Below are 20849 nucleotides of genomic sequence, written 5' to 3'. Positions count from 1 at the left end.
CGCCGCTGTGCGACGTGGTTGTCAGGCCTATGGGATCCCATTATCGCAGATCGGGAAACGGGGGTCAGACCCCGCCGCTGTGCGACGGGATCCGACCCCGGCAGAAAGGGGTCGGATCCCTCTGCGCCGCAGAGGGCTCTGACCCCAGCCCCGAGCGCAGCGTCAATCGCCCTTGGCGTGCACCGCGATCAGCTTCAGGAAGCGGTCCACGTAGCCCTGCAGGAACTTGTGCGTGCCTTCGTTGTGGATGGTGCCATCGGCGCCGATCAGTTCATCCTTGAAGTGGATGAACGCCTCCGGCTGGGCGAGCACGTGCATGTCGAGGAACGCCAGGATGTTGCGCAGGTGCTGCTGGGCCACCGCCGTGCCGATCTGGCCGATGGACGCGCCGATCACCGCCGCGGGCTTGCCAGCGAAGGCGCTGTCGCCATACGGCCGCGAGCCGATGTCGATCGCATTCTTCAGCACACCGGGCACCGAGCGGTTGTATTCCGGGGTGACGAACAGCACCGCATCCGCACCGCGTACCTCGTCCTTCAGGCGGGTGCCCTGGGCCGGATAGCTTCCGTCGAAATCCTGGTTGTACAGCGGCAGATCGTCGATGCGCACGTAAGTGAAACGCGCACGATCGCCGGCCAGCTTTTCCAGGGCCAGCGCGAGCCTGCGGTTGCAGGACTCCTTGCGCAGGCTGCCAACGAAGACTGCGATGGTGGGAACAGGCATGGCGACACACTCCAGACGGGGGAAAGGGTCAGCCTAGCGGCCGGCCCGATGCGCCCCGGTGAAGATCAGCCGCGTGCCACGCCCACCCGCACCTGCCGCCAGTGGTCCTGCCAGGCCTGGAACATCAGCACGTTCCACAGGTGGGTATGCCATTTGCGCTGGCCGCCCAGGAACTGCTGCCACAGCGGCTGCACGGCGGCCGCCGACAGCACGCCTTCGCGTTCCAGCCGCGCCGGCTGCAGCAGGTCATCGGCCCACGGCCGCAGGTCGCCCTTCAGCCATTCACTCACCGGCGCGCCGAAACCGCGCTTGGGACGGTGCACCATCGACTGCGGCACGTAGCGGCCGAGCACGCGCTTGAGCAGCACCTTGCTGGTGTCCTCGCTGCGCTTGAAGCCCAGCGGCAGCGACCAGGCGAATTCAGCCACGCGCCAGTCCAGCAGCGGCGCCCGTGCCTCCAGGCTGACCGCCATCGAGGTGCGGTCGACCTTGCACAGCAGGTCGTCGGGCAGGTAGCTGACGAAATCGGCCAGCATCATCGCGTCGGCCGGGGTGCCGGCACCGTGCAGCGGGTCGGCCAGGTCGTAGAAGCTGCCGGCTTCGCGCGCACCGATCACCGCCGCCGCCGGGTCGCGCCAGCGCGAGATGCGGTTGCGGTAGACATCGCCGATGCCGCGCGCGCCGGTCTCGGCCAGCAGCGCGGCCAGGCCGCCGGTGCGCGAGGATTCGCCCTGCTGGTGCGCCCGCGCGCCCATCCAGCGCCGCAGCGGCGCCGGCACGCGGCCCAGCATCTGCCAGTTGCGCAGCGCGCGCACATAGCGGGTGTAGCCGAAGAACAGTTCGTCGCCACCGTCGCCGGACAGGGCCACGGTCACGCCCTGCCGCGCCAGCCGCGCGACCAATGCGGTCGGCACCTGCGAGGCATCCGCAAAGGGCTCATCGAACATCGCCGGCAGCTGTGGCACCACTGCCAGCGCATCGGCGCCACTCACGTACAGCTCGGTGTGGTCGCAGCCCAGGTGCCCGGCCAGCTCCTTGGCCAGCGGCGCCTCGTCATGGTGCGAGCCGCTGAAGCCGATGCTGAAACTGTGCACCGGCTGGCTGCTCTGCGCCTGCATCAGCGCAGCCACCAGCGACGAATCGGTGCCACCGGACAGGAACACGCCCACCGGCACGTCGGCCACCATGCGCAGCGCCACGGCATCGCGCAGCAGGCCATCCAGCTGTTCCTCGGCCTCCTCGATACGGCCCTGGAACGGCGCAGCCAGCGCCGCCTGCATGCGCGCGCGTGCATCCCAGTACGGGCGCTGGGCCTGCTCGGGGCGGTGCGCGGCGGCACCGGCGGCCACCGTCGCCGCATCCAGGCGCAGCACGCGGCCCGGCATCAGCTTGTAGCAGCGCTGGTGGATGCTGTGCGGGGCCGGGATGTAGTCCAGGCGCAGCAGCAGGGTCAGCGCGTCGCGGTCGATGTCGTTGTCGAAGTCCGGGTGCTGCCACAGCGCCTTCAGCTCCGAACCGAACACCAGGGTGTCGCCGGCCCAGCCGTAGTACAGCGGCTTCTTGCCCACCCGGTCACGGGCCAGGTACAGGCACTGCTCCTGGCGGTCCCACAGGGCGATGGCGAACATGCCGTTGGCGCGCTGCAGGGTGTCCTCGACGCCCCACTGCAGGATCGCGGCCAGCAGCACTTCGGTATCGGAATGGCCCCGGAACGTGTGGCCCAGCGGCTCCAGCTCGGCCCGCAGCGCGGCGAAGTTGTAGACCTCGCCGTTGTAGGCCATTACGTAACGGCCGTCGGCCGAGGCCATCGGCTGGTGGCCCAGCGGTGACAGGTCGAGGATGCTCAGGCGGCGGTGCGCAAGGGCGATGCCGGCGCTGGCATCGACCCAGGTGCCGCCGTCATCCGGCCCGCGATGGTGCAGCGCCTGCCCCATGGCCAGCGCCTGCGCCTGCAGCACCTCGTCCGGCGACTGCGGCGCCGGCAACAACATTCCCGCCAATCCACACATGCATCAGGGTTCCTGCGCCAGGTCGAGGGCGGCGCCAATCACCGCATTGTCGCTTGGAAGCCCGAACATTGCTGCCCCCGCAAGCGGCGTGTAGGTATCGGCGCCGCAGACCCGCCGCAGCGGCAGGTGGCCATGGCCGGCCTCGACCAGGGCGGTGACCACGCCCTCGCCCACCCCGCCGCTGTGCCGGCCCTCGTCCAGCACCAGCACCCGCCGCGCCGTGGCCGCCTGGGCGGCGATGAAGCCGGCATCCAGCGGCACCAGCCAGCGCAGGTCGACCACCCGCACCTGCCAGCCGGTCTGCGCCTGGATGGCCGGCACCGCGCGCAGCGCCATCGGCACACCATTGCCGTAGGTGAACACCACCAGATCATCGGCGTCGGGCGCATAGACGCGGCCCTCGCCCAGCACCAATGCCTGCCCCGCCGCCGGGTAATCGAACAGCCACTGGCCATCGCCGGGCGCGTGCAGGTCCTTGCTCATGTACAGCGCGATCGGTTCCAGGAACACCGCCACCCGGCCGTCCAACCGGGCCAGCGCCGAGAGCGTGCGCAGCATCATCACCGCGTCGTCGCCGCGCGACGGGCAGCCCACCACCAGTCCGGGAATGTCGCGCAGCGCGGTGATCGAGTTGTCGTTGTGGAAGTGGCCGCCGAAGCCCTTCTGGTAGCCCAGGCCGGCCACCCGCACCAGCATCGGGTTGCGGAACTGGTCGTTGGAGAAGAACTGCAGCGAACAGGCCTCGCCACGCAGCTGGTCGATGGCGTTGTGCAGGTAGGCCAGGTACTGGATTTCCGGAATCGGCAGCAGGCCCATGTTGGCCAGGCCCTGGGCCATGCCCAGAATCATCGTCTCGTCCAGCAGGGTGTTGAACACCCGGCGCGGCCCGAAGCGGCGCAGCAGGTCCTTGGTGACGGTGTAGACGCCGCCCTTCTGCGCCACGTCCTCGCCGAACAGCAGCGCCTGCGGATACTTGCACAGCAGTTCCTGCAGGCCGTGGTTGATCTGCACGGCCAGGTGCCGCGGCGGCTGCCGCTCGGGCAGCGCGTCGGCACCGCCGTACAGGGCCTCGCGCGCTTCGGCCGGTACCGGGCGCTGCGCCTCGGCCATCACCGCCGCCGGCGTGTACGGCGCCAGCGGCGCGACCACTTCATCCAGCGACTGCAGCTTGGGCCGCGCTTCGGCGTCGGCCGCCGCCGTCAGGCAGCGCACGCGCAGGGTCTCGTAGGCGGCCTCGATACCGGCGGCATCCATCCAGCCCGATTCCAGCGCGATCTGCGCCGACCGCAGCAAGGGATCCTGGGCTTCGGCCGCACACAGGTCGGCCAGCGCGCGCCATTCCACTTCGAAATCGGTGCCGGCGTGGCCCATCAGCCGCGTGGTACGCAGGTGCAGGAAGGTCGGCCGGCGGGTGCGCCGGCAATGCTCCACCGCGGCCTGCACCTGCGCATGCCCCGCCGCCAGGTCCAGGCCATCGGCGTAGTAGTAGTCCAGCCCCGGCTGGCGGCTGAAGCGCTCGGCGATCCAGCCTTCCGGCGTCTTCACCGAAATACCCAGGCCGTTGTCCTCGCAGACGAACAGGATCGGCGCCGGCAGCTTCTGGTAGGCCGACCACATCGCGGTGTTGAAGGCGGTCTGCGCGGTGGCGTGGTTGGCCGAGGCATCGCCGAAGGAACACAGCACGATGCTGTCGGCGGGAATCGGCAGCGGCTGGCCCAGGCGCTTGCCGCTTTCGATGGCCAGCGCGGTACCCAGCGCCTTGGGCAGGTGCGAGGCGATGGTCGAGGTCTGCGGCAGCACCCACAGCGGGCGGCTGCCCCACACCTTGTGGCGGCCACCGCTGGCCGGGTCGTCGGCGCTGGCGGCGAAGGACAGCGCCGCGTCACGCAACGGATCCAGGCCCGGCACCTGCCGCGCGCGCTCGGCCATGAAGGCGCCGGAGCGGTAATGCAGGAACGCCGGATCGGTATGCCGGCAGGCCCGTGCCAGCAGCGCGTTGCCTTCGTGGCCGGACGAGCCGATGGTGTAGAAGACCTTGTTCTGCACGCGCAGCACGCGCGCCATCAGGTCCAGCTGGCGGCTGGCCAGCTGCGAATCGAACAGCTCGGCGAACGCCGCTGCGGTGAGCGTGCTGCCCGGCAGGATCGGCGCATCCGGCGCCGGCTTCGGGCGCGGCAGCCCACGCCAGGCGCGCACTGCCTCGAGGAAATTGACGTCGCACACTTCGGCGCGGTTGAGCACGCGCATGCGTGCGGGGATCGGATCGGGAACCACAGCAAACATCGAACACCCTCCGTGTCGTTGTTGCATTCCGCCGGGCGTGGCCCGGCGCTACCGTGCCGGGCTGGACGCTACCCGCGCGAATCCAACCGTGCGCGTACCTCGGGCGTCACCGCCGGCATCGCCACGAAACGTGGCTGTTCGCGCACCCGCTGCAGCCAGGCGCGTACTTCCACGAACGGCTGCAGGTCGATGCCACCGTCGACAGCGACATCGGTGTAGGCGAACAGCGCGATGTCGGCGATGCCGTACTCGCTGCCGGTGAACCATTGCGCCTGCCGCAGGTGCTGCTCCATCACCGCCAGCGCGGTGGCCGCGCGCTCATGCAGGCGCGGCAGCTCCGCCCGGCGCGGCGAATCGGGATCGGTCCAGCCGCGGATGAAACGCGCCACCGCCACGCAGGGCTCGTGGCTGTACTGCTCGAAGAACATCCAGCTCAGCGCCTGCGCGCGTTCCCAGCCATCGGTGGGCAGGTAGGGCGTGCCTTCGGCCAGCCAGAACAGGATCGCGTTGGATTCGGTCAGCACGCGGCCATCGTCGCGCACGATCAGCGGCACCTTCGCATTCGGGTTGAGCGCGAGGAATTCAGGCGAATGGGTCTGCCCGTGCGCGCTGTCCACTTCCACCCAGCGGTAGCGGCTGCCGAGCTGCTCCAGCAGCATCCGCACCTTGTGACAGTTGCCCGACACCGACATGCCGTGCACCGTCAACGGAACGCGCTCTTCCACCATTGCCTGCTCCAGTACATCTCGGCCGACGGCCGGCTGCATGCAGTCTGGCAAGCACATCGGCCGATGCCAAGCGCGGGTGCAGCATCACCGCCGGCGTTGTTGCCACTGCGCGCGCGACTGCCCCCAGATCTGCAGCGGCGGCCCCTCGTAGGGCGGCGGCAACTGGCCCATGCGCAGCAGGCTGCTGCCCAGCTTGCGCGCCACCACCCTCGATTTATCGTTGTCATCGGCGATGGTGTGGATCACCTCGTCCCAGCCCAGCGTGTCGAACGCCCAATCGATAGCGGCCACCGCCGCTTCGGGGGCGTAGCCACGGCCCCAGCGCGCGCGGCAGATGCTCCAGCCGACCTCGGGCCCGGGCCAGCCCAGCGGCTGCCACGGGCCCATCCGGCCGACCCATTCGCCGGTGGCTTTCTCGATGACGCTGAACATCGAATAGCCGAACAGCTGCCAGGCCCCGGCCAGGCTGCAGAAGCTGCGCCAGGCCACCGAAGGCAGCTGCACGCCGCCCAGGCTCCGCATCACGTCTTCATCGGCGCAGAACGCCAGGTAGGGTTCCAGGTCCTGCGCCTGCGGTGGACGCAGGATCAGGCGCTCGGTTTCGATGCGCAGGTCGAAGATGCTCATGCAGGCTCCCGCCAGGTCCCGTGGCCGCCCATCATCGCCGATCCCGCCATCGGATCCAGCACGCAAACGAAACGGGCCGGCAAAGGCCGGCCCGTCCGACACAGTGTGGTGTTGCCGCGTTACTGGCGGTTGGCCGCTGCGTCGCCGGCCGCGGCGGTCTGGGTGACCAGCTGGCCATCCACCACCGGCAGGCGGTCGCTGGCCGGCTTGTTGTCCATGCGCACGGTCTTCTCTGCGCCATCATAGCGGTAGGTCACGTTGTAGCCCTTGACCACATCGTTGGTGCCCATGGCGATGCGCGTGCCCGGCTTGCTGGCCATGCGCATGGTGCCGGTGGTGCCGTCCTCGTTGCGGTAGGTCACGTTGTAACCGGTCACGCGGCTCGACTCGGAGGTCGCCGTTTCAGTGTGGCACTGGCGCTCGGTGCGGTTGACCACGCGGCCACCCACGTGGCGCTTGTCCACCTGGTTGCCGATGAAGCCACCGGCCACGGCGCCGGCTGCGGTGGCAGCCTTCCTGCCATTGCCGCCGCCCACCTGGTTACCGAGCAGGCCACCGACCACGGCGCCGACCACGGTGCCGCCGACGTTGCCGTCACGCTCGGGCAGGCGCTCCTGCACCACCACGTCCTGGCAGACTTCATGCGGGGTCTGGGTGGTGGAGGTCTCGCGCACCGGCTCGGTGCCGATGACCGTCGCGTAGGCCTTCTGCTTCTCGGTCAGCGGGTCGACCTTCAGCACATCGGCGTACTCCAGGCCGCGCGGTGCCGAGGCATCGACCGCGTCGCCGCGCGCGCCGTCATCGGCAGCGCTGCCCTCGACCAGGCGCGACTCGGAGGGATTCGCGGCGCCCAGTGCGTCCGGGGCCTTGTCACCACTCTTCATGAAGGCAGCGGTTGCGATGCCGCCCACCAGCAGCGCGCCTGCTGCGACCAGGACAGTTGTAGTTGTGCTTTTCATGACCTGCTCCCTGCGGACCGTCCGCAACGTTCTTGACGCAGATTGCAGCACGCGCTGCCTGAACGGAATCTCCACAATCCGTACTCACGGCCGTAACCCATTCAGCATCGGGAAATGGAGGGGCCGTGGTAGCGTTTGCAGCACGCCCACGAGGAGCCCCGCCATGGCCAACCCGATGCTGCTGCCGGTCCTGCAATGGGCACGCCGGCTGCGCTACCCCACCCTTTTCAAGCTGACCGCCGGCCTGTTCGCGCTGACGCTGTTCATCCCCGACCCGATCCCGTTCGTGGATGAACTGGTGCTGGGCCTGGGCACCCTGTTGCTGGCCAACTGGAAGAACCGCAGCGCTGCGACACCGCCACCATTGGAACAGCGCTGAACATGCTGATCGACAGCCATTGCCACCTGGATGCCAGCGAGTTCGACCACGACCGCACGGCGGTGATCGAGCGCGCCCGTGCGGCCGGCGTGCACGCCCAGGTGGTGCCGGCGGTGACCGCCGCCAGCTGGGCGAAGCTGCGCGACGTCTGCCAGCAGGCACCGGGGCTGTACCCGGCCTACGGCCTGCACCCGATGTTCCTGGCCGACCATCGTCCCGAACACGTGGGCCAGCTGCGCGAGTGGATCGAGCGCGAGCGTCCCTGCGCGATCGGCGAGTGCGGCCTCGATTTCTTCGTCGAGGGACTGGTTGCCGAAGCGCAGCAGGACTATTTCATTGGCCAGCTGAAGCTGGCACGCGACTTCGACCTGCCGGTGATCGTGCACGCACGCCGCGCGGTGGACGCGGTAATCGCCGCGATCCGCCGCGTCGGCGGCCTGCGCGGGGTGGTCCATAGTTTTCCCGGCAGCCCGGAACAGGCCGCGCAGCTGGACAAGCTGGGCTTCCTGCTCGGCCTCGGCGGGCCGCTGACCTACGACCGTGCGCAGCGCCTGCAGCGCCTGGTGCGCGAGATGCCACTGGAGCAGCTGTTGCTGGAAACCGACGCGCCGGACCAGCCCGACGCGGGCATCCGCGGCCAGCGCAACGAACCGGCGCGGCTGTCGGTGATCGCCCGCCACGTGGCCGCACTGCGCGGTACCGACGTGGAGACCGTGGCACGGGTGACAAGCGGGAACGCCCGGCGGCTGTTCGCGCTGCCAGCCGCCTGATCACCGCTTCGCCGGGCACGGCCCGGCGCTACCGGTCAAACCTCGGCGACTTCGGCCTTGACCTTCTTCGGCTCCAGCAGCATTTCCAGCGCCTTGCCGACCGCGGCGAATGCGAACGCACCGGTGATGTGCGTGGCCGCGCCCAGCCCGGCGCCACAGTCCAGCTTCAGTGCGGCATCGGCGCCCAGGTTCGGGCGCAGGCCGCAGACGCTGCCATCGGCCTGCGGGTACTTCACGTTCTCCAGCGAGTACACCGCCGGTACGCCGAAATAGCGCTTGGCGTTCTTCGGGAAGTTGAACTCGCTGCGCAGCTTCTTGCGGATCAGCGCCAGCATCGCGTCATGCTCGGTGCGCGAGACATCGCGGATGCGCACCAAGGTCGGGTCGGTACGGCCGCCGGCAGCACCCACGGTCAGCAGCGGCAGCTTGCGGCGGCGGCACCAGGCGATGGTTTCCACCTTCACCCGGAAGCTGTCGCAGGCATCGATCACCAGGTCGAAGCCACGGTCCAGCAGCTCGGCCATGTTGCCGGTGGTCAGGAACGCCTGCACGGCGTCGACATCGATCTGCGGGTTGATCGCGCGGCAGCGCTCGGCCATCGCCTCGGACTTGTTGCGGCCGTAGTTGCCCTCCATCGCCGGCAGCTGCCGGTTGGTGTTGGACACGCAGATGTCATCGGCGTCGATCAGGGTCAGGTGGCCGACCGCCGAACGGGCCAGCGCCTCCACCACCCACGAGCCGACGCCGCCCATGCCCACCACCGCCACGCGGCGACCCTGCAGGCGCTCGAGCGCACCTACGCCATACAGCCGTTCGATGCCGGCGAAGCGTTGTTTGACCTGTTCGTTCATGTGGCTATTTTAACGTGCAGGCAGCGGCGGCCATAGCGGGCTGCCATCGAACCCACCGTTGCACGCCCGCGCATCACCCATGGAGGAGCCCGCATGAACGCCAGCCCGTCCCGTCGTCCTTCTAGCGCCCAGCGCTATCTGTTCGTGCTCGTGCTCGGCCTGCTGATCGGCCTGGTCGCCACGGTCATGGTCGGCCGCGCCCTGCAGGCCGGTCGCGATCCCTTCCCGCGCAGCCTGATGCACGTGATGCAGCGGCAGGCCGAGCTGCTGCAGCAGGCCCAGCAGCAGAACCGCTGCAGCCTGGCCGACAGCCAGCCGCGCCTGCAGTCGCTGCGGCTGCTGTCCAACGACCTGGACCTGGCGTTTCCCAAGCTGAAGGACGATGTGCGCTTCCAGCAGCATGCCAGCCAGTACCGGGCGGATCTCAATGCGGCGCTGGCCGCCCCGCCCAGTGACTGTGCAGCGCTGGCAAAGGTGGTGCAGACCGTACAGGACGACTGCCGGGCCTGCCACCAGGACTTCCGCTGATTCATCTTCCAGCCGGGCACGGCTGGCGTGATTGGCACCGTGTTCACGTTGGAAAGTGGACGATTCGATCACCTGCTGCATGACGCAGTACCACCCTTCCACTCGCCTTCACGGCCAGGAGACGCCCCATGAAGATCCAGCTCATCGCCGCCAGTGTCATTGCTACGCTCGCCCTGGCCGGCTGCGCCACCTCGCCCGGTTACGGCGGTGGTGGTTACAACAACGGTGGCTACAACAATGGCGGCTACGGCAACAACAACGGCTACAACCAGAACCGTTGCGCCGACTGTGGCATCGTGACCCGCATTAACACGGTCGCCTCGGGCCGTACCGCGCCCAGCGCGACCGGCGCCATCCTCGGCGGTATCGTCGGCGCCGTGGCCGGCCATGAAATCTCCGACCACACCGGCGGCAGCCGCGGCAACAAGAACGTCGCCGCCGCTGCAGGCGCGGTGGGCGGTGCCCTCGCCGGCAACCAGATCCAGAAGAACGTGACCAGCGATACCTACGACATCACCGTGCGCATGGACGATGGCCGCACCATCGTGGTCAACCAGCGCGACCTGGCCGGTATCCGCGAAAACACCTACGTCCGCGTAGTCAACGGCCGCGTCGTCCTGCGCTGATCCAGCAGCCGACAGTGGCAATGAAAAAGGCCCGCTTGCGCGGGCCTTTTTCGTGCGATGCATCGCAGGCAGGTCGTCAGACCGGCTCTACGGCATCAGCCTGCAGGCCTTTCTGGCCCTGCACGACGGTGAAGGTGACCTTCTGGCCTTCCTTCAGGCTCTTGAAGCCCTGCGTCTGGATGGCACGGAAATGCACGAACACGTCTTCGCCGTTTTCACGGCTGATGAAGCCGAAGCCCTTTGCATCGTTGAACCACTTTACGGTACCGGTCTCGCGATCAGCCATCTCACTCACTCCCTGGTGACTCTCTTGTTGTTGGAAACGCCTGTTGGGCGGCTGACAAGCAAGGGGGAAGCGAGGTGCAACGATGCAGCGGATCGGTTAGATCTTGCTTCATCAGGCCACGATCCACGGTGACCTTGCCAAGCTCAGCGACTGCAACTTAACCCGAGCAAAACGAAAAATCAACTGCCAAAATCTCAAAGTGTCAACCCCAAAAAGACAACCATACGGAACAGCATGGACCTCTCATTCATCTTGTATCTGCTAGCGGTCATTTTCGTCGTGGTCGGCATCGCCGGGGTGATCCTGCCGGCCCTTCCCGGGGTACCGCTGGTCTTCGTCGGCCTGCTGCTCGCGGCATGGGCTGACGGCTTTGCCCATGTCGGCTGGCCCACGCTGGTGGCCCTCGGGGCTCTCACCGCGCTGTCCCTGGTGGCCGACGTGCTGTCCACGGTGGTGGGCGCGCAGCGGGTCGGGGCCAGTCGCAAGGCGCTTTGGGGCACCTTCATCGGCAGCATCGCCGGCCTGTTCTTCATGCCCATCGGTCTGTTCGCCGGCCCGCTGCTGGGTGCCCTGCTGGGCGAGTATTGGCATACCCGCGAGCTGGGGCGCTCGACCAAGGTCGGCCTGGCCACGTGGCTGGGGATCCTGCTCGGCCTTGCCCTGAAGCTGGCCGTGGTGATCGCCATGCTGGGCCTGTTCGCCTTCGCCTGGTTCCTGTGAGGCCGCCGCCTTCACGCCATGCGCACGCCCGCGCCGGGCATAAATCGCAGGACTGGCCGTAGCCGCGGGCAGCCGCCACACTGTACGTCCTCCCGTATTCCTCCTTTGAAGGGCCTGCTGCAATGACCCTCCCCACGCTGCTTCCCCGCTTCGCGCCCTTGGCGCTGGCATTGGCCAGTGCCCCGCTGGCCGCGCAGGAAATCGCGCCCACTCCCACCGCTACGCCGGCTGGTTGCGCCGCTGTGGACACTGACGCCGCTCGTCTGGCCTGCTATGACGGTCTGTTTGGCCGCAACACACAGGCCACCGCCGAGGCAGACGCCGCCGCCCAGCAGGCCGCACAGAGCCTGCGTGAACAACGCCAGGCGTCGCGCCTCAGCCAGGGCGAAGAAAAGCTGCGTACCCGCGTGGGCGATATCTTCCGCCCGGCACCGGACGACAGCGCCTTGGCCAATGCCGGCCGCGGCTCGCTGCTGGACAGTCGCTGGGAGCTGGCCGAGGACTCCAAGCTGGGCCCGTTCCAGCTGCGCGCCTACAAGCCGGTCTACCTGTTGCCCGCCTTCTGGACCAGTGACAAGAACCAGATGCCGCAGTCGCCGAACCCGGCCAACAGCGTGACCACGCCGCAGGTGCTGGACAGCACCGAGCTGAAGTTCCAGATCAGCTTCAAGACCAAGATCGCCGAGAACCTGTTCGGCGACAACGGTGACATCTGGGCCGGTTACACGCAGAGCTCGCGCTGGCAGGCCTACAACGCCGAGAACTCGCGTCCGTTCCGCGAAACCAATTACGAGCCGGAAGTGATGATGGTGTTCCGTAACGGCTACTCGATCGGTGGCTGGCGCGGGCGAATGACCGGGATCAGCCTCAACCACCAGTCCAATGGCCGCCCTGACCCGCTGTCGCGCAGCTGGAACCGGGTGATGCTCAACATCGGCTTGGACCGCGAGAACTGGGCGCTGGTGCTGCGTCCCTGGTACCGCATCCCGGAAAGTCGCAGCGATGACAACAATCCGGACATCGAGGACTACATGGGCCGCGGCGACGCGACCCTGATCTGGAACCGCAACGGCCATGAGATCGCGCTGATGGCGCGCCATTCGCTGCGCACCGGCGACCGTTCGCATGGCGCGCTGCAGCTCGATTACGGCTTCCCGATCAGCAACCTGCTGCGTGGCCACATCCAGGTGTTCGACGGCTACGGCGAGAGCATGATCGACTACAACCACAAGGCCACCTACGTGGGCGTGGGCGTATCGCTGCTGGAGTGGTTCTGATGACGGTGACGATCTGGCACAACCCGGCGTGCAGCAATTCGCGCGGCGCGCTCGCGCTGATCCGCGAAGCCGGGATCGCGCCGGTGGTGGTCGACTACCTGGGCACCCCGCCTGACGTGGCCACCCTGCGCCAGGTGCTGGCCGAATCCAGCCTTGCCGCCTCCGATCTGGTGCGCAGCAAGGAGCCGCAGTTCGCCGAACTGGGCCTGACCGGTGCGAATGAAGCCACCCTGCTGGCCGCGATGGCCGAGCACCCGCGCCTGATCAACCGCCCCATCGTGCGCACCCCCAAGGGCACGCGCCTGTGCCGCCCGCCGGAAACCGTGCAGGCGCTCCTGTAACAGCGGGCCATCGCGCACGGATGCGCGGGTGACCCTGGCAAGGCCGGTAGAGTCGACCGTTGGTCGACTGCTCGTCACGAGGAGGCAAAACCCCGCGCTGCGCGCGGTAGTCGACTGACAGTCGACTCTACCCAGCCGACGCTGCACCACGCCACGAGGCCGGCGATCACAGCCAATCGGTGATGCCTTCCCGGCGACAGGTCTCCGCGAACGATGGGCGTGCCTTCATCCGCTGCGCGTAGATCTTCAGCACCGGCAGGTTGTCGGTGGGCGTGGGCATGTTGCGCGACCAGCGCATCAGCATCACCAGCATGAAATCGACCACGCTCGGCGCTTCGCCCAGCACGTATGGTCCCTGCGCCTGCAGGTGTTCTGCCAACTGCTGCCATGCGGCCTCCAGCCGCTGGCGCGCCATTTCCCTGGTCGCCTCTGCGTTGGCCTCGCCGGCGGCTTCGTGCGGGTAGAACCACGCGCGATAGGCCGGCTGGACCGTGTTGGCGCACCAGAACATCCAACGGTAAGCCACACCGCGCGCAGGGTCACCCAGCGCTGGCAACAGCGCGGCTTCAGGATGGCGGTCGGCCAGATACAGGGCGATCGCGGGTGCTTCGGTCAGTACCTGGCCATCGATCATCAGCGTCGGCACCACGCCGGCCGGGTTCAGCGCCAGGTATTCCGCCGATTTGTGCTCGCGCTTTTCGAAATCCAGCAGGACCAGATCGTGCTCGATTTCCAGCTCGATCAACAGCCAGTGCACCACCATCGAGGCGGTACTGACAGACCCATACAGCGTAGTGCGCATGCGACGACTCCGGTTGCGGGAAGCGCCGATTATGCGCCCAACGGCTCAGCCACCGCCGCAGGAGGCCATGCAGCTGTCGGCGTCCTGGCTGCAGCTGATCAACGGCGAATGGTCCATGCAGGCCTGCGCCTGCGACATGCAGGAGCGGCGCATCCCGTCATCCTCGATAAAGCAAGCGTTCCGGCACTGCTGGCATGCCATCACCCACCGCGCGCTGACGTTGCTGCCGGGTGCGCCTCCAAACAAAAAAGCGGCGCCCTTCGGCGCCGCTTTCCTGCAACCGGTGGGGCTTACTCCACCACCACCGGAATCTTGCCGATGCGGGCCTGCCACTCGCGCGGGCCGGTCTTGTGCACCGACTCGCCAGCGGAATCGACCGCCACGGTCACCGGCATGTCCTGCACGGTGAACTCGTAGATCGCTTCCATGCCCAGATCGGCGAAGCCGACGACCTCGGCCGCCTTGATCGCCTTGGACACCAGGTAGGCCGAACCACCGACGGCCATCAGGTAGGCCGACTTGTGCTTCTTGATCGCCTCGATGGCGGCCGGGCCGCGCTCGGCCTTGCCGACCATGCCCAGCAGGCCGGTCTGTGCCAGCACCTGCTCGGTGAACTTGTCCATGCGGGTGGCGGTGGTCGGGCCGGCCGGGCCCACCACTTCGTCGCGCACCGGATCGACCGGGCCGACGTAGTAGATGAAGCGACCCTTCAGGTCGACCGGCAGTTCCTCGCCCTTGTTGAGCATGTCGACCATGCGCTTGTGCGCGGCGTCGCGGCCGGTCAGCAGCTTGCCGTTGAGCAGCAGGGTCTGGCCCGGCTTCCAGTTGGCCACGTCTTCCGGGGTGATCGTGTCCAGGTCCACGCGGGTGCCCTTCGACGCGTCGTAGGTCAGCTTCGGCCAGTCTTCCAGCGACGGCGGGTCCAGCATCACCGGGCCGCTGCCATCCAGGGTGAAGTGCGCATGGCGGGTGGCCGCGCAGTTCGGGATCATCGCCACCGGCAGGTTGGCCGCGTGGGTCGGGTAATCGTTGATCTTGATGTCCAGAACGGTGGTCAGGCCACCCAGGCCCTGTGCGCCGATGCCCAGCGCGTTGACCTTCTCGTACAGCTCCAGGCGCAGCTCTTCGATGCGGTTGGACGCACCACGGGCCTGCAGCTCGGTGATATCGATCGGCTCCATCAGCGCTTCCTTGGCCAGCAGCATCGCCTTTTCAGCGGTACCACCGATGCCGATGCCGAGCATGCCCGGCGGGCACCAGCCGGCGCCCATGGTCGGCACGGTCTTCAGCACCCAGTCGACGATCGAGTCGGACGGGTTGAGCATGGCGAACTTGGTCTTGGCTTCCGAACCACCACCCTTGGCGGCGACGATGACGTCGACGGTGTTGCCCGGCACCACCTTGACGTTGACCACGCCCGGGGTGTTGTCCTTGGTGTTGACGCGCTTGCCGGCCGGATCGGCCAGCACCGAAGCGCGCAGCTTGTTGTCCGGGTGCAGGTAGGCGCGGCGCACGCCTTCGTTGGCCATGTCTTCCACGCCCATGGTCGCGTCGTCCCAGCGCACGTCCATGCCGATTTCCAGGAACACGGTGACGATGCCGGTGTCCTGGCAGATCGGACGGTGGCCTTCGGCGCACATCCGCGAATTGATCAGGATCTGGGCCATCGCTTCCTTCGCGGCCGGCGACTCCTCGCGCTCGTAGGCGGCGGCAAGGTTCTTGATGTAGTCGACCGGGTGGTAGTACGAGATGTACTGCAGCGCGTCGGCGATGGACTGGATGAGGTCTTCCTGCTTGATCGATGTCACGGCTTGCTCGCTTGCTCGAGGCTGGCGGGGGGTAATCCCCCATTTTACCCCCTCCCCCGGCTGCAGCATCACAATCGTGGGGTCGGATCCCCTGCAAGGGGCTCTGACCCCACCCTCCCTGTCACGCTTGCCCCCTCCCCGGCGTCCTGGTCGACATGAACACTGAATCCGCCTTCCAGACCCACCGCCCGCGCCTGATGGCGCTGGCCTACCGACTACTGGGCAGCCGCAGCGATGCCGAGGACGTGGTCCAGGATGCCTGGCTGCGCTGGTCCGGCGCCGATCCGGCCACCGTACGCGACCCCGAGGCCTGGCTGGTCACCACCACCACCCGGCTGGGCCTGGACCGGCTGCGCGCGGCCCGGCGCGAGCGCGTCCACTACGTCGGCCCGTGGCTGGCTGAACCGCTGGAGATCAGCCTGGCCGCAGAACCGGCCAGCGACCCGGCCGTGGCCCATGCCCGCGCCGACGAAGTGTCGGTGGCCTTCCTGACCCTGCTGGAGCAGCTGGGACCGGAGGAACGCGCCGCCTTCCTGCTGAAGGAGGCCTTCGACCACGACTACCGGCAGATCGCCGCGCTGCTGGACCTCAGCGAGGCCAACTGCCGCCAGCTGGTGCACCGGGCGAAACAGCGCCTGCAGGCCGGCCGGCCGCGCTTCAATGCCGATACCGGCCAGCACCGGCAGTTGCTGGCGCGCTTCATGGACGCCACCCAGCGTGGCGACAGCGAGGCCATCCAGGCGCTGCTGCATGCCAACGCGCGGCTGGTGTCCGACGGCGGCGGCGTGGTCACCGCGGCGGTGCGCCCGCTGCTGGGCGCCGAGCGTATCGGCCGCCTGTTCTGGGCCATCGCGCGCCGCGGCCTGGGCCACACCGCGCAGCTGGGCTGGGTCAATGGCGAGCCGGCCATCCTGCGCTTCCTCGGCGACCAGCTGCACTCGGTGACCACCATCGAAGTGGCCGCGGGCCGCATCGCCAACGTGTACAGCGTGCTCAATCCGGAAAAACTGCGCCGACGTGTCACGAACGCGGACGGCCCGGCGTCCTTGGAGTGAAAGACGGCCACCGTGGCCGTCGTGGAGCTGAAGATGTCCGACCATGCCTCTCCCCGCGTCCCCTACACCCGCCTGGCCGCCGATGCGTTCAAGGGTCTGCTGGCCACCAGCAAGGCGGTGCATGACAGTTCGATCGACCCGACGCTGATGGAACTGCTGTTCCTGCGCGTGTCCCAGCTCAACGGCTGCGGCTACTGCATGGACATGCACGGCACCGCGCTGCGCAAGGGCGGCATCGAGCCGCGCAAGCTCGACACGCTGCCGGCGTGGCACGAAAGCCGTTTCTTCGATGCACGCGAACGTGCGGCGCTGGGCTGGGCCGAGGCCCTGACCCGGCTGACCGAGGGCGCGCCGTCACAGGCGGCATTCGATGCGCTGGCACCGCACTTCGATGAGAAGGGCATCAGTGACCTGAGCATGGGCATCGCGGTGATCAATGCCTGGAACCGGCTGGGTGCAGGGCTGCTGCCGCCGCTGCCGTAAAGAGGTTTTCTGGCCGGGCTGCGCCCGGCACCTACAGAGGCGACAGCCGGAGCCAGAGCAAGGGCAACGTCAACATCAACAGCTGGCTCTCCGTGGGATGGCGGGGTGGGTCCGGTTGCGGGGGACGCCGTAAACCCATCCATGGGGCCTTGGTCGCGGCATCCATGCCGCTCACACCCCCGCAACCGGACCCACCCCGCCTTCGACAGTTTCCCGCGGCCTGTCGGAACGGCATCCCGCTCTGGTAGGTGTCGACCTTGGTCGACACGATGGATCCACGCAATGCGTGGACATGAGGGGTCGGATCCCTTCGCATGGCGAAGGGCTCTGACCCCATCTCCACGACCCCCTCTGCACGCCTTGCGCGCGCACAATGGCGGCATGCCTGCTGCCCCCGAGAAGAAACCGAGCCTGCGCCAGCGCTTCAAGGCGATGCGCAACCTGCCGCCCTTCCTGCGCCAGGTGTGGCAGACCAGCCCCGCGTTGACCCTGACCAGCCTCGGCCTGCGCCTGATCCGCGCCTTGCTGCCGGTGGCGATGCTGTACGTGGGCAAGCTCATCATCGATACCGCGCTGCACCTGAGCCAGCACGGGGCCGGCTTCCCACCGCTGGGCGAAGCATTATCCAGTGGTCTGTTGAATCCGCTGCTGGGCCTGCTGGCGCTGGAATTCGGTCTGGCCATCGCCTCCGATTTGCTCGGCCGGCTGGTCAGCTATGCCGATGCGCTGCTGTCGGAACTGTTCGCCAACGCCACCAGCGTGCGCCTGATGGAACACGCTGCCACGCTGGACCTGGAGGACTTCGAAGACCCCGACCTGCAGGACAAGCTGGACCGTGCGCGGCGCCAGACCATGGGCCGGATGAACCTGATGAGCCAGCTGTTCGGCCAGGTGCAGGACGCCATCACCGTGGCCAGCCTGGCGGTCGGCCTGCTGGTCTACGCGCCGTGGCTGATCCTGCTGCTGGCGCTGGCGCTGGTGCCGGCCTTCATCGGCGAATCGCATTTCAACGCCGCCGGTTACAGCCTCAACTTCCTGTGGACGCCGGAGCGGCGCCAGCTGGACTACCTGCGCCAGCTCGGCGCCAGCGTGGAAACGGCCAAGGAAGTGAAGATCTTCAACCTGCACCGCTTCCTGGTGGAGCGCTACCGGCGACTGTCGGCGTCGCTGTTCCTGGCCAACCGGGCGCTGGCGCGGCGACGCGCGTTCTGGGGCACGGTGCTGGCTGCGCTGGGCACGCTGGGTTACTACACCGCCTATGCCTATATCGCCTGGCGTACGGTGCGCGGCGATTTCTCGATCGGCGACCTGACCTTCCTCGCCGGCAGTTTCCTGCGCCTGCGCCAGCTGCTGGAAGGCCTGTTGATCGGCTTCTCGCAGGTGGCCAGCCAGGCGCTGTACCTGGACGACCTGTATTCGTTCTTCCAGATCGAACCGGAAATCCATTCGCGCGAAGGCGCGGTGGCCGTGCCGCGGCCGATCCAGCAGGGCTTCGTGTTCGAAAACGTGGGCTTCCGTTATCCCGATGCCGAGCAGTGGGCGGTGCGCCACCTCGATTTCCGGCTGCAGGCCGGTGAGGTGCTGGCGCTGGTGGGCGAGAACGGCGCCGGCAAGACCACCCTGGTCAAGCTGCTGGCGCGCCTGTACGAACCGGACGAAGGCCGCATCCTGCTCGATGGCCGCGACCTGCGTGAGTACGACCTGGACGACCTGCGCGCCAACCTGGGCGTGATCTTCCAGGACTTCGTGCGCTACAACCTGACCGCTGGCGAGAACATCGGCGTCGGCCAGGTAGAGGCGATGGCCGACCAGGCGCGCATCGCCGATGCCGCGCGAAGGGGCATGGCCGAAGAAGTGATCGATGCCCTGCCCGGCGGCTACGAGCAGCTGATCGGCCGCCGCTTCAAGCAGGGCGTGGACCTGTCCGGCGGGCAGTGGCAGAAGATCGCCATCGCCCGCGCGTGGATGCGCGACGCGCAGGTGATGATCCTCGACGAACCAACCGCCGCGCTCGATGCCCGCGCCGAATTCGAGGTGTTCCAGCGCTTCCGCGAACTGGCCGACCGGCGCACCGCCGTGCTGATCTCGCACCGGTTTTCCTCGGTGCGCATGGCCGACCGCATCCTGGTGCTGGCCGAGGGCCGGCTGGAGGCCAGCGGCACCCATGAGGAGCTGATGGCGCAGGGCGGGCGCTATGCCGAGCTGTTTGAACTGCAGGCCGCCGGGTACCGTTGACCGGCCCTGAGAACGCCTCTCGTTCCGGATAATGAGAACCCCTCTCATTTGAGGTAGAATGGTACGGACGAATCCATTGCCTGAACGTGCCCCCATGTCTTCCGCTTTCGGCGCCGAAACGGTGCTTGAGGTCCGCCACTGGACCGATGCCTACTTCAGTTTCACTCTCACCCGCGACAGCGGCTTCCGTTTCGAGAACGGCCAGTTCGTGATGATCGGCCTGGAAACCGAGGCGCGGCCGCTGCTGCGCGCGTACTCCATCGCCAGTGCCAACTGGGAAGAACACCTGGAGTTCTTCAGCATCAAGGTGCAGGACGGCCCGCTGACCTCGCGCCTGCAGCACATCAAGCCGGGCGACAAGGTGCTGGTCGGCAAGAAGCCCACCGGCACGCTGCTGATCAGCGACCTGCACCCGGGCAAGAACCTGTACCTGCTGGGTACCGGCACTGGCATGGCGCCGTGGCTGTCGGTCATCAAGGACCCGGAAACCTACGAGCGCTTCGAGAAGGTGATCCTCTGCCATGGCGTGCGCTATGAGAAGGACCTGGCCTACCGCGATTACTTCGAGAAGGAACTGCGTGAGCACGAGTTCCTCGGCGAGATGATCGGCGACAAGCTGCTGTACTACCCGGCCGTCACCCGCGAGCCGTTCGCCAACCAGGGCCGCCTGACCCAGCTGATGGAAAGCGGCGAGATGCAGCGCACCCTCGGCCTGCCGGAACTGAGCCCGGAGAACGACCGCGCGATGATCTGCGGCAGCCCGCAGATGCTGGCCGACCTGCGCACCGTGTTCGACGCGCGGGGCTTCCAGGTATCGCCGCGTATCGGCCAGCTCGGCCACTATGTGTTCGAACGCGCGTTCGTCGAAAAGTAATCTGCCTCGGTAGCGCCGGGCCATGCCCGGCGGAGGGCTGGGTAGAGCCGAGCCTACGCTCGGCTTGCGCGCGCAGCGCGCCTGCATCGGTCGCCAAACAGCAGCCGAGCGTGGGCTCGGCTCTACAAGAGCGCTTCTTTTGGTAGCGCCGGGCCATGCCCTGCGGAGAGCTGGGTAGAGCCGAGCCGACGCTCGGCTTGCGCGCGCAGCGCGCCTGCATTGGTCGCCAAACAGCAGCCGAGCGTGGGCTCGGCTCTACAAGAGCGCTTCATCGGTAGCGCCGGGCCATGCCCGGCGGAGGGCTGGGTAGAGCCGAGCCTACGCTCGGCTTGCGCGCGCGGCGCGCCTGCATCGCTCGCCGAAGAACAGCCGAGCATGGGCTTGTATGTTCCTCCCGGCTCCTACGAGGTATGTAGGAGCCAGGGTGGAGGGACCGACAAGCATGGATCTGCGGATAGCGCCGACAGACGAGCCGAGCGATCCCC

General features: G+C 67.8%; 21 protein-coding genes. 11 read left to right on the top strand and 10 right to left on the bottom strand.

What is annotated here, in order from left to right:
* Positions 1–162 precede the first annotated feature (162 nt).
* The 6 genes from FJU31_RS18940 to FJU31_RS18915 form a co-directional block, all read right to left on the bottom strand.
* Positions 163–723, bottom strand: coding sequence for an NADPH-dependent FMN reductase (locus tag FJU31_RS18940; protein WP_150456115.1), 561 nt, complete (start codon positions 721–723; stop codon positions 163–165).
* A gap of 65 nt (positions 724–788) precedes the next feature.
* The gene (gene asnB, locus FJU31_RS18935; RefSeq protein ID WP_150456114.1) at positions 789–2732 is read right to left on the bottom strand and encodes an asparagine synthase (glutamine-hydrolyzing); all 1944 of its coding nucleotides are present in this window, start codon (positions 2730–2732) and stop codon (positions 789–791) included.
* Between the two features lie 3 nt (positions 2733–2735).
* Entirely contained in the window at positions 2736–5015 is a 2280-nt protein-coding gene (locus FJU31_RS18930) for a transketolase C-terminal domain-containing protein (RefSeq protein WP_150456113.1), read from the bottom strand.
* A gap of 68 nt (positions 5016–5083) precedes the next feature.
* Positions 5084–5743, bottom strand: coding sequence for a glutathione S-transferase family protein (locus FJU31_RS18925; RefSeq protein WP_150456112.1), 660 nt, complete (start codon positions 5741–5743; stop codon positions 5084–5086).
* An 84-nt stretch (positions 5744–5827) separates the two neighbouring features.
* The gene (locus tag FJU31_RS18920) at positions 5828–6370 is read right to left on the bottom strand and encodes a GNAT family N-acetyltransferase (RefSeq protein ID WP_150456111.1); all 543 of its coding nucleotides are present in this window, start codon (positions 6368–6370) and stop codon (positions 5828–5830) included.
* A 119-nt stretch (positions 6371–6489) separates the two neighbouring features.
* Complete coding sequence (locus tag FJU31_RS18915) at positions 6490–7329, bottom strand: glycine zipper 2TM domain-containing protein (protein WP_150456110.1); 840 nt, start codon at positions 7327–7329, stop codon at positions 6490–6492.
* 163 nt (positions 7330–7492) lie between these two features.
* Here FJU31_RS18915 and FJU31_RS18910 point away from each other — a divergent pair, with 163 nt between their 5' ends.
* A complete protein-coding gene (locus FJU31_RS18910; RefSeq protein WP_079222444.1) occupies positions 7493–7708 on the top strand; it encodes a DUF6116 family protein in 216 nt (71 codons plus the stop codon).
* Positions 7705–8478: a TatD family hydrolase gene (locus tag FJU31_RS18905; protein ID WP_150456109.1), complete on the top strand. Its 774-nt coding sequence runs from the start codon at positions 7705–7707 to the stop codon at positions 8476–8478. Before FJU31_RS18910 ends, FJU31_RS18905 begins: the two co-directional genes overlap by 4 nt.
* A gap of 35 nt (positions 8479–8513) precedes the next feature.
* Here the strand turns inward: FJU31_RS18905 and FJU31_RS18900 are convergent, their stop codons facing one another.
* A complete protein-coding gene (locus FJU31_RS18900; RefSeq protein ID WP_150456108.1) occupies positions 8514–9329 on the bottom strand; it encodes a tRNA threonylcarbamoyladenosine dehydratase in 816 nt (271 codons plus the stop codon).
* Positions 9330–9422: 93 nt separating this feature from the next.
* Here FJU31_RS18900 and FJU31_RS18895 point away from each other — a divergent pair, with 93 nt between their 5' ends.
* Both FJU31_RS18895 and FJU31_RS18890 read left to right on the top strand, forming a co-directional pair.
* Complete coding sequence (locus FJU31_RS18895) at positions 9423–9857, top strand: cytochrome c (protein WP_150456107.1); 435 nt, start codon at positions 9423–9425, stop codon at positions 9855–9857.
* Positions 9858–9985: 128 nt separating this feature from the next.
* The gene (locus FJU31_RS18890; RefSeq protein ID WP_116864069.1) at positions 9986–10483 is read left to right on the top strand and encodes a glycine zipper 2TM domain-containing protein; all 498 of its coding nucleotides are present in this window, start codon (positions 9986–9988) and stop codon (positions 10481–10483) included.
* 76 nt (positions 10484–10559) lie between these two features.
* On the opposite strand, the gene FJU31_RS18885 is transcribed toward FJU31_RS18890, so the two are convergent.
* Positions 10560–10769, bottom strand: coding sequence for a cold-shock protein (locus FJU31_RS18885; protein ID WP_108769314.1), 210 nt, complete (start codon positions 10767–10769; stop codon positions 10560–10562).
* A gap of 234 nt (positions 10770–11003) precedes the next feature.
* Between FJU31_RS18885 and FJU31_RS18880 the strand changes: the two genes are divergently transcribed.
* From FJU31_RS18880 to arsC, 3 genes are all read left to right on the top strand, one after another.
* Positions 11004–11489, top strand: a complete 486-nt coding sequence (locus FJU31_RS18880; RefSeq protein ID WP_150456106.1) for a DUF456 domain-containing protein — start codon at positions 11004–11006, stop codon at positions 11487–11489.
* A 122-nt stretch (positions 11490–11611) separates the two neighbouring features.
* Positions 11612–12766 carry a phospholipase A gene (locus FJU31_RS18875; protein ID WP_150456105.1) on the top strand — a complete coding sequence of 385 codons (1155 nt, stop codon included), beginning with the start codon at positions 11612–11614 and terminating at the stop codon, positions 12764–12766.
* Positions 12766–13107, top strand: a complete 342-nt coding sequence (arsC, locus tag FJU31_RS18870; protein ID WP_150456104.1) for an arsenate reductase (glutaredoxin) — start codon at positions 12766–12768, stop codon at positions 13105–13107. Before FJU31_RS18875 ends, arsC begins: the two co-directional genes overlap by 1 nt.
* Positions 13108–13273: 166 nt before the next feature.
* On the opposite strand, the gene FJU31_RS18865 is transcribed toward arsC, so the two are convergent.
* Both FJU31_RS18865 and FJU31_RS18860 read right to left on the bottom strand, forming a co-directional pair.
* Entirely contained in the window at positions 13274–13909 is a 636-nt protein-coding gene (locus FJU31_RS18865; protein ID WP_150456103.1) for a glutathione S-transferase family protein, read from the bottom strand.
* A gap of 290 nt (positions 13910–14199) precedes the next feature.
* Positions 14200–15717, bottom strand: a complete 1518-nt coding sequence (locus tag FJU31_RS18860) for a fumarate hydratase (protein WP_150456102.1) — start codon at positions 15715–15717, stop codon at positions 14200–14202.
* A 155-nt stretch (positions 15718–15872) separates the two neighbouring features.
* Between FJU31_RS18860 and FJU31_RS18855 the strand changes: the two genes are divergently transcribed.
* From FJU31_RS18855 to FJU31_RS18835, 4 genes are all read left to right on the top strand, one after another.
* Complete coding sequence (locus FJU31_RS18855; protein WP_150456101.1) at positions 15873–16772, top strand: RNA polymerase sigma-70 factor; 900 nt, start codon at positions 15873–15875, stop codon at positions 16770–16772.
* Between the two features lie 33 nt (positions 16773–16805).
* The gene (locus FJU31_RS18850; RefSeq protein WP_150456100.1) at positions 16806–17255 is read left to right on the top strand and encodes a carboxymuconolactone decarboxylase family protein; all 450 of its coding nucleotides are present in this window, start codon (positions 16806–16808) and stop codon (positions 17253–17255) included.
* 381 nt (positions 17256–17636) lie between these two features.
* Positions 17637–19490 carry an ABC transporter ATP-binding protein gene (locus tag FJU31_RS18840; protein WP_150456099.1) on the top strand — a complete coding sequence of 618 codons (1854 nt, stop codon included), beginning with the start codon at positions 17637–17639 and terminating at the stop codon, positions 19488–19490.
* A 94-nt stretch (positions 19491–19584) separates the two neighbouring features.
* A complete protein-coding gene (locus tag FJU31_RS18835) occupies positions 19585–20364 on the top strand; it encodes a ferredoxin--NADP reductase (RefSeq protein WP_150456098.1) in 780 nt (259 codons plus the stop codon).
* Positions 20365–20849: the final 485 nt, after the last annotated feature.

The organism is Stenotrophomonas cyclobalanopsidis (assembly GCF_008710035.1).
Lineage (GTDB): Bacteria > Pseudomonadota > Gammaproteobacteria > Xanthomonadales > Xanthomonadaceae > Stenotrophomonas > Stenotrophomonas cyclobalanopsidis.
The sequence above is the reverse complement of the archived record's forward strand: the minus strand, read 5'-3'. Positions and strand labels throughout refer to the sequence as shown.